At 66.6% G+C, this 4806-nt stretch carries 5 protein-coding genes; 1 reads left to right on the top strand and 4 read right to left on the bottom strand.

Going from position 1 to position 4806, the window contains the following annotated elements:
- Nucleotides 1–52: 52 nt before the first annotated feature.
- The 3 genes from AX724_RS10230 to AX724_RS10220 all read right to left on the bottom strand — a co-directional run bounded on the left by AX724_RS10230 (nucleotide 53) and on the right by AX724_RS10220 (nucleotide 1440).
- A complete protein-coding gene (locus tag AX724_RS10230) occupies nucleotides 53–418 on the bottom strand; it encodes a hypothetical protein (protein WP_066765942.1) in 366 nt (121 codons plus the stop codon).
- 252 nt (nucleotides 419–670) lie between these two features.
- Nucleotides 671–1069 carry a hypothetical protein gene (locus AX724_RS10225; RefSeq protein ID WP_066765941.1) on the bottom strand — a complete coding sequence of 133 codons (399 nt, stop codon included), beginning with the start codon at nucleotides 1067–1069 and terminating at the stop codon, nucleotides 671–673.
- Nucleotides 1070–1137: 68 nt separating this feature from the next.
- Nucleotides 1138–1440, bottom strand: coding sequence for a DUF736 domain-containing protein (locus tag AX724_RS10220; protein WP_066765940.1), 303 nt, complete (start codon nucleotides 1438–1440; stop codon nucleotides 1138–1140).
- Nucleotides 1441–2131: 691 nt separating this feature from the next.
- Between AX724_RS10220 and AX724_RS10215 the strand changes: the two genes are divergently transcribed.
- Nucleotides 2132–2467 carry a hypothetical protein gene (locus AX724_RS10215; protein WP_066765944.1) on the top strand — a complete coding sequence of 112 codons (336 nt, stop codon included), beginning with the start codon at nucleotides 2132–2134 and terminating at the stop codon, nucleotides 2465–2467.
- A 126-nt stretch (nucleotides 2468–2593) separates the two neighbouring features.
- Here the strand turns inward: AX724_RS10215 and AX724_RS10210 are convergent, their stop codons facing one another.
- Entirely contained in the window at nucleotides 2594–4741 is a 2148-nt protein-coding gene (locus tag AX724_RS10210) for a ParB/RepB/Spo0J family partition protein (RefSeq protein ID WP_066765939.1), read from the bottom strand.
- Nucleotides 4742–4806: the final 65 nt, after the last annotated feature.

Raw genomic sequence — 4806 nt, 5'->3', positions numbered from 1 at the left:
ACACGGACGCGGGCGGTGGTGGCAGGCGGCTCGGGGCCGCCTGCCGTCCCGGTCAATCGGTATCCGGTCCCCAAAGCGGGCTGTTCTCCGGGTAGAACGGAGCTTCCAGCGCCTCCAGCGCGGCAATCACGGCCCACAGGCGGCGAATGTAGATTTCGGTGCGGCGCTGCGCGACAAGGATGCTCACCGCCGTTTCGTTCGCCTCCAGCCGTTGCACCGCATCCTCGAAGTCATCCCAAGGACCGAGGTTCTCCATCGGGATCACATCGCCGTCCTCGTCAAAACCGCCGTGAAGATAGGTCGGCGCATTCTTCGCTCGCTCACCGGCTTCCTCGGCTTCGCGGATCAGGGCGAAGACTTCGCGGCGCTCCCGCCAATATTCTGCGCTGCCACCGTCAACATGCTTGATCTTGTCCATGACTGTTTTTCCCTTCTGCAAATCGTCCGCAGGGCGATGGCCAGGCCATCGACCCTGCCTTCGCGGCGAGCAGCCGGGGGTGTGGGGGGCAGCAAGAATCTGCCGGAGTGGTGCGGGCGCAGGGAGCGCAGCGACTGAGCCACGGTTCGGCTGATTGTTGTTGCTGGGGAGCGGGGGCGGAGCGCCCTGATTCCCGCTCAAGCAAACGACAGCCGGGATACCGGCGCGGCCGTCAGGCCGGTAACTGCACCGTCAGTCGAACAGGTCGCCTTGCCGATATTCGGCAGGTTCCTCGCCTTCACGGCCCTGCCAGACGATACGGTCGCCCTCGTAGATCGTGACGAAACCCCATCCGCGCCGCTCCTCGTCGGTGGGCGGCGGCTTGGCCTCGAAATTGTAGCACCAGGACCGGCCCTTGGTGCCGGCGAAAGCAACGGGGCCGCCCGGCCGCAACATCACTCGGTCGCAAGCGCCCGAAGGCTCCGCGATGCGGCGGCGGATCACGCCCATCTGATAGGCGCGATAATCGCTTTCCTCGCGCTCGCTCGGCGGCCGCCAGTGTCGACATCGCCGGCAGCTCGCGCCGTCTGCGGGGCCTGGCCTGCGATCGTCGAGCGGCGGGCCGCCATTATGGCCAATGCGGTCGGGCATGGCGAAGATCCTTTTTGGGAGTGGGAAAAAGGAGCGCCCCGCCCATCTCGGGCGGGGCGCGGAGCCGGTCAGCTTGCGAGCAGCTCGTATTCGCCGGCCACCGTCTCGGACTCGAAAAGCCGGAGATAGACCGGCTGATCGACGACGGGATTGAGCTTGAACGAGATGTATTTGCGCCCCTCCTTGCTGGTCTTCCGCCAGGCGGCGCCGAACTCGATCCGTTCGTCGTCGGCCGCGACGATGCGGAAGTGAGGGGCCTTCTCGTTGTCCTGGTCCTCGATCAGGAGGAGCACGACCTGTTCGCGCTTGCCGAAGAAGCGGATTTCGCCGGTGAAGCCCTCGTCGGTGGAGGTGAAGTTTCCGCAGATCATAACGTCAGTCCTTTCTTGCCTCGGAGCCGCGCCTGTCGCGGTCTCGATGGCTGTCGATCGGACGGGGGACGGCCGGCCCGCACCCGCAGGGCGGAACGAAGTGGCTGGCGGCGGCGGGCGGTTTTTTTGGTTTCGCGATGCAAAGCCGGCATGGCCGGCGGCGGAAAAAAATCGCCCGGCGCCGTTGCGGGAAGACGGGCGGGCTTCGGCCAGACAAGCCTTTCGAGAGGCCGCGTGGCGGCGGTGCCGTGCAAGAACATCGGCCTGACGGGAAGATCGGAGGAGCTTTGCCGCCGCCGGCCGTGGCGGTGCTGGCGATGGTCTCGTGTTCGAGGCGGGCGTGACGGGAGGGTTTCGGGCGAGCGAGGTGCAAGGGCGACGTGGCCCCGGCTTTCGTGGGGGCGTGGCCGATGCAGCGGAGCGCGGCGCTGCCATGCGGAAATCGGCGGGAGGGACGCGGCCTGCGTGCCGGACAGGTTCAGGCCCAGCCTGTGCGATGCCGGCCTAGCGCCGGATTCGGGACCGGGATGTTGGCGATTATGGGCTGTCCGCGCTGGTCGGCGCAGCGCTCGCCCGAGATGGGCGGGGCGCTCCCTTCCCCGGCGTCCGGCTATGGGGACTCTTTCCCTTGCCCTATGTTCGTTATTTGTTCCAAGATGCGGCTTTGCGAATCGAGATCGAGGAACGGCGTATGAGCGTGATGATCCGCGGCCAGGACCGCACGAGATTGAAGGTGATGGGCGATGTCGAGGCCGAGCTGGCGGTTCCGGCCGACAGCGCGGGCCGCTGCTGGCTCAGCTTCTCGGACGGCACGCTGATCGAAGCGGCCTATGGCGAGGATCACGATTGCCGGTTCGCTGTCAGCGAGGAAGGCGCGGGGATCGTGCGGATTCAGCGCGACGGCGACAGCGATGTGTTGCGGCTCGACTGGCGCGTGGAATGGGTGACGGTGGCCGCGCCAGGCAACGCGGCGCGGGCAATGGCGCACGGCGAGCCCATGCCGCAGTTGCCCGGCCTGTTCGCGTAGCCGCTCCAAACTCACGGTCCTGCCAAACGGAAAAGCGGCCGCGCCCCAACCGGGCGCGGCCGCGAATTTTTGCGGGCTGCGAAAGGAAGGCCGGGACCGCCAATGCGGCCCCGGCCCGACGCCGTTCTATTCGGCGGCAACCGAGTAGGCGGCTTCCTCGTCCACCGGATCGGGGTTGGCTTCCACCGCTTCGGGTTCGGTCGGCTGCTCCACCGCCTCGACCTCCACGGCCTCGCCGTCCCGCGCTCCGGTATCGGGGGCCTCCGCTTCGGACGGCTGCGCGATCCCTTCGGCGTCCTCCGTCTCGACGGGTTCGGCCTCCGGCTCCGGCGTCCGCAACACAGCGGGAAGCCAGCCCTTCCCGACAAGACGCTGCTCGGCGGCTTCGGCCATTTCCGGCTTCTTCTTGTCCGCGATACGGCGGGCCGCATCCTCCGATACCCCTTCGGCCACGGCCTCAAGGATATGCGCCTTGGTGACACGGCCAAGGTAGCTGTCCACGGTCGGCGTCCAGTCCTTCGCCATGTCCAGCGCCAGCGCGGTCGCCAGCCTGTCCGCCGTTTGCAGCGTCCGGGGCTTGCGATCCCACGGCAGGCGCAGGGCGTTGACGGTGCGGGACGCGCAATGCGCCAGCAACGCCATCCGCTGCTCATCGTCCAGTGCGACGATGAAGCCCCACAGGTCGGCCACGTCACGCGGCATCCGCTCGGCCCATGCGTCATGCGCCTCGCTCGCTCGCGTCGCCAGCGGTGTATCCTCGATCCCCGCCGCATGACCGCCAAGCGGGGTCACGGTCGGACGGATTTCAAGGCAACCGGCCTCGGCGTAGCTGTAGAACAGTTGCGCCGTAAGCGTGTGGGTCAGGGCGATCAACGCAATGCCGGGCTGCTCGCCAAGCGCCACGCGAAGGGCCAGCGTCCGGTGGGCGGACAGGTCGCGAATGAGGCTGTCGGAAATGGGCTTGCCCGGTTCCTCGTCCTCATCCTCGAAATCCTGCACGTCCTCGTCGCCGTCCTCGGCCTGCTCGTCCTCCACGGCCTCCGGGTCGATGGCTTCTGCCTCGTCCTCGGGCTGCGGGTCGGCCAGCGCCTCATCCTCGGGACGGACGAAACCGCGCTCGATCCTGACCGTGCCGTCATGGTGAAGCACCACGAACGCCCCGCCATGCGCGATCACGTTGGCATCGTAGGCGTAACGCTTGGCCGAAATGGCGTCGATCTCATCGGACACCGCTTCCAGTTTCGCCGCCACGTCCTCGGGCATTTCGTCATAGGACGAATAGCCTTCGGCAAGCTCGTCATGCTCGGTGGACAGGGCCTCAAGCCGGGCCTCGTCCTCGTCGGACAGGTCTACGGCCTGCGGATAGAAGCGCCGCATACCGTGGGCGTGGGGATAGTCGATATGGGCCTCAACCCACTTCCACCCCTCGGCCTGCACTCCGTCCGCCACCTCGCGCAGCTTCTCGACGGCAAGCATGTCGAGCAAGCCCGCATCCTCGAAGAAACCGCCTCGATCCTCGCTGAACAGGTCGCGGATGATGTTGCCGCCCGCCTCAAGATAGGCGTCGGCCCCGACGAACACCGCACGGCGATCATCGGCGGGCACGTTGTTGGCGGTCATGTCGCGCCGAATGATCCACGGCTCCCGGTTGTGATGCAGGTTCTCGAACACCTGCTCCTGCCGGGCGTGGTCCTCGGTGATGGCGAAGGCCATAAGCTGATCCAAGGTCAGCCCGTCCTCGCGATAGACCTGCAACAGCTTCGGACTGACAGCGCCAAGGCGAAGCCGCTGCTTCACCACACCGCCCGACACGCCGAACCGCGCGCCGATTTCCTCCGCGCCCCATCCCTTGCCGTCCGCAAGCTCACGGAACCGCTCGAACTGATCGGCGGGGTGCATCGGGGTCCGGGTCACGTTCTCGTCCAGACTGATCTCGGACGGGTCGTTCTCGGTGTCGAGACGGCAGCGAACCGGGTGGTTCTTCCTGATCTGCTTGCGCTTGGCGCGCAACAGATAGGCCAGCCTGCGACCTTCGCCAGCGGTGACGAAATAGGCGCCGGTCGGCTTCTCGCCCTTCATTTCCGGCTCGATCACAAGGTTCTGGATCAGACCCTTATGCTCGATGGAACCGGCCAGCGCCTCGATGGCGGCCTCGCCATGCGGCACCTTGCGGGCGTTCTTCGGGGACTTCTTGAGCTTGTTGAGGGGCACGAAAATCTCGATGCCCGACACAGGCTCGGCAGCGGTGGTTTCGATTTGAACGGTCTTGGTCATCTTCCTACTCCTTGGGTTTCCGCGCAGCGGGAAGCGCCGCGCTGAAACCCTGCCCGTCGGCGAGA

Origin of the sequence: Sphingobium sp. CCH11-B1, assembly GCF_001556865.1 — a bacterium.
Classification (GTDB): domain Bacteria; phylum Pseudomonadota; class Alphaproteobacteria; order Sphingomonadales; family Sphingomonadaceae; genus Sphingobium.
Note: the sequence above shows the minus strand (reverse complement) of the source record. Positions and strands in the feature narration are given on the sequence as shown.